Source organism: Streptococcus mitis, assembly GCF_003942765.1.
Taxonomy (GTDB): Bacteria; Bacillota; Bacilli; order Lactobacillales; family Streptococcaceae; genus Streptococcus; species Streptococcus mitis_BE.
Genome location: NZ_RJNW01000014.1, coordinates 1 through 2,927, shown reverse-complemented (window position 1 = coordinate 2,927; position 2,927 = coordinate 1). Strand labels below are relative to the sequence as shown.

At 38.1% G+C, this 2,927-nt stretch carries 2 protein-coding genes; both read left to right on the top strand.

Annotated features, from left to right (window positions below):
• On the top strand, nucleotides 1–2,420 hold a 2,420-nt coding region (locus D8849_RS10280; RefSeq protein ID WP_125387008.1), incomplete at its 5' end, for a pneumococcal-type histidine triad protein.
• A gap of 157 nt (nucleotides 2,421–2,577) precedes the next feature.
• The coding region (locus tag D8849_RS10275) for a pneumococcal-type histidine triad protein (protein WP_125387007.1) at nucleotides 2,578–2,927 on the top strand (350 nt) is incomplete at its 3' end.

Below are 2,927 nucleotides of genomic sequence, written 5' to 3'. Positions count from 1 at the left end.
TTTCATACATTGATGGTAAACAACCAAGCCAAAAGGCAGAAAATTTGACACCTGATGAAGTCAGTAAAAAAGAAGGTATAAATGCCGAGCAAATCGTTATCAAGATTACGGATCAAGGTTATGTGACTTCTCATGGAGACCATTATCATTATTATAATGGCAAGGTTCCTTATGACGCCATCATCAGCGAAGAACTGCTGATGAAAGATCCGAATTATCAGTTGAAGGATTCAGATATTGTCAATGAAATTAAGGGTGGTTATGTCATTAAGGTAGACGGGAAGTATTATGTCTATCTTAAGGATGCAGCGCATGCTGATAATGTTCGCTCAAAAGAAGAAATCACTCGTCAGAAGCAGGAACACGGTAGTAATCACGGAGGAGGTTCTAGCGATAATGCGGTAGTCGCTGCTAGAGCTCAAGGCCGTTATACAACGGATGATGGTTATATCTTTAATGCCTCTGATATCATTGAGGACACGGGTGATGCCTATATCGTTCCTCATGGCAATCATTTCCACTATATTCCTAAGAGTGACTTGTCTGCCAGTGAATTAGCTGCAGCTCGAGCCTTCTTATCTGGAAAAGGTAATCAACCAAACTCAGTTGGATATCGTCCTTCAACAAATTCTTCTAGCAGTAGCGCATCAGAGGCATCGAATAATAGTTCATATGGACAAACGAATCAAAGCAATGTTGAGGTAAATACCAGAAGATGGACTCCAAGTGTTAGCCCACAAGTGGATAATAGCTATCAAGCTAGTCCGAGTGAAGACGTATCTAGTCTCTTGAAACAGCTTTATACCTTACCGCTTAGCCAACGACATGTGGAATCAGATGGACTTGTTTTTGATCCAGCGCAGATTACAAGAAAAACTGCGAATGGTGTTGCAGTGCCACACGGAGATCATTATCACTTTATTCCTTATTCTCAAATGTCTGATTTAGAGCAGAAGATTGCAAGAATGATTTCTGAAAATTATCAAGGAAATCATACTACTGCAGGTGATAAAGAATTAAAACCAATTCCGACTCCAAGCCTTCCAAATTTAATTCCATCTCCTGTTTTGCCAGCTCTTACCTTAAAACCTTTGAAACCTATTGTAAAGCCGGCTCCTACTCCAAATCCTAAAATAGACTCAAATTCTTCTTTGGTTAGCCAGCTGGTACGAAAAGTTGGAGAAGGATATGTATTCGAAGAAAAAGGAATCTCACGCTATGTCTTTGCGAAAGATTTACCATCTGAAACTGTTAAAAATCTGGAAAACAAGTTATCAAAACAAGAGAGTGTTTCACACGCTTTAACTGCTAAAAAAGAAAATGTACCACCTCGCGACCAAGAATTTTATGATAAAGCATATAATTTATTGGCCGAGGCTCATAAATCCTTGTCTGAAAATAAAGGTCGCGTTTCTGATTTCCAAACCTTAGACAAATTAGCAGAACGCTTGAATGATGAATCTTCTAATAAAGAAAAATTGGTAGATGATTTATTGGCATTCTTAGCACCAATTACCCATCCTGAGCGACTTGGAAAACCAAATTCTCAAATTGAATATACCGAAAACGAAGTTCGTATTGCTCAACTAGCTGATAAGTATACAACGTCAGATGGTTACATTTTTGACGAACATGATATTATCAGTGATGAAGGAGATGCCTATGTAACGCCTCATATGGGTCATAGTCACTGGATTGGAAAAGACAGCCTTTCTGATAAGGAAAAAGCTGCGGCTCAATCTTATACTAAAGAAAAAGGAATTCTACCTCCGTCAGCAGACGCAGATGCTCAAGCAAATCCAACTGGAGATAGTGCAGCGGCTATTTACAATCGTGTGAAAGGGGAGAAACGAATTCCACTCGTTCGACTTCCATACATGGTTGAGCATACAGTAGAAGTTAAAAATGGTAATTTAATCATTCCTCATAAGGATCATTACCATAACATTAAATTTGCTTGGTTTGATGATCATTCATACAAGGCTCCAAATGGTTATACTCTGGAAGACTTATTTGCGACGATTAAGTACTATGTTGAACATCCTGATGAACGTCCACATTCTAATGACGGATGGGGAAATGCCAGCGAGCATGTCTTAGGTAAGAAAGACCACAGTGAAGATCCCAAAAAGAACTTCAAAGCGGATGAAGAACCAGTAGAGGAAACACCTGCTGAGCCAGAAGTTCCTCAAGTAGAGACTGAAAAAGTAGAAGCCAAGCTCAAAGAAGCAGAAGCTTTGCTTGCGAAAGTAACGGATGCTAGTCTGAAAGGAAATGCGACAGAAACCCTAGCTGGTTTACGAAATAATTTGAGTCTCCAAACCATGGATAATAATGGTATCATGGCAGAAGCAGAAAAATTACTTGCGTTGTTAAAAGGTAGTAATCCTTCACCTGTAAATAAGGAAAAAACAAATTAATGAAAAATGGGAGTCTCGATAAAGAGACTTTCATTTTTATTATGTATATACGAAAAATTCTTGACAAGCAGTACTAAAAATAGTAAACTATTAACTAGTTAATTAACCGGTTTATTATTTTATAGTGAATCAAATAGAGTTAAGAAAAGAGGAAAGAATGAAAATCAATAAAAAATATCTAGCTGGGTCAGCAGCTGCACTTGTTTTAAGTGTCTGCGCTTATGAACTAGGTTTGCATCAAGCCCAAACTGTAAAAGAAAATAATCGTGTTTCATACATTGATGGTAAACAACCAAGCCAAAAGGCAGAAAATTTGACACCTGATGAAGTCAGTAAAAAAGAAGGTATAAATGCCGAGCAAATCGTTATCAAGATTACGGATCAAGGTTATGTGACTTCTCATGGAGACCATTATCATTATTATAATGGCAAGGTTCCTTATGACGCCATCATCAGCGAAGAACTGCTGATGAAAGATCCGAATTATCAGTTGCGAATTATCAGTTG